General features: G+C 53.3%; 1 protein-coding gene and 1 pseudogene. One reads left to right on the plus strand and one right to left on the minus strand.

Translation table 11 applies throughout. The features are described from left to right. A pseudogene (locus WA429_RS21305) lies at nt 1–373 on the plus strand (hypothetical protein); the annotation flags it as partial. Between the two features lie 33 nt (nt 374–406). On the opposite strand, the gene WA429_RS21310 reads toward WA429_RS21305, so the two are convergent. Beyond that, the coding region (locus WA429_RS21310; RefSeq protein WP_336107921.1) for an RES family NAD+ phosphorylase at nt 407–916 on the minus strand (510 nt) is incomplete at its 5' end.

A 916-nucleotide genomic window follows, 5' to 3' on the forward strand; every position in this document is an offset into this window, starting at 1 on the left:
TGTTGATCCGCCGGTTGCCAGTGCGGCCGATTATCCGGAAGTGCGTGCTGCCCTTGCCGGCTATTCGCGCGGCGTGGCCGGATACCAAGTGCTCTACGCCAAGCAGCCCTACGTTTGTGGGAAAGCCGTTAAGCTCACCAAGGGGATGCCCAGTGGCGAACCGGTACCGCTTGCAGATGCACAAACCTTCGCGAGCGAGACCCTAGATCTGCAGGATGAAGCTTGGACGGTCCATAGTGGCCACCCTGTGCTGCAGACCGGGTCATTTCAGTTCATCGTTTATCGCGGACTAGATGGGGCGGTGCGGCTGGATATGTTTGATGACGAACGTCCCAGCGATTTTGACGTCCCGGATCAATACCTGCTGATTTGAGGACACGTCACCTCACAAAGCTAAACCAAAGTCTCACGCGAACCCTGCCCCCTCTCTTGGAATCACGTCCTCATAGGCCACGGTTATCTTTTGGATTCTATGAAAGCTTGTCTCACCTGGGGCAAGATAAAGACAGGCGTCTGGGTCGGTAACGCAAAGCATTTCCCGTGCCCCCACCATAGCCTTGTTTCTCTGAACACGATCGCTCTCTGTTTTTGAACTATACCGTTGAAGCCTTATCTTAAATGTATCCTTGGCCACTCTTGATACTTTATTGAACAAAACGACGTTTTCGCCAACTGTATTGGTCTGCGCTGATGGGTAGATAATCCCGTCGATGCCTGGATGAATTTCAGTTGCCAAATAGTCGGCGATTGCCTGCGTTGGCAGGTACTTACGCCGCTCATCTCTTGGCTGAATGGGCCTAGCCATAATCCCGCTCAGATCTCTGAGAAACAGCGCCAACGCACCTCTTGCCTTCGCTCTGGGATCGAAGACACTTCCTTCGGAGCGGGCTTGTTGCAATGCTCTCAGATTCAGTAG

This window comes from Thalassospira sp. CH_XMU1420-2, assembly GCF_037029325.1.
Classification (GTDB): domain Bacteria; phylum Pseudomonadota; class Alphaproteobacteria; order Rhodospirillales; family Thalassospiraceae; genus Thalassospira; species Thalassospira povalilytica.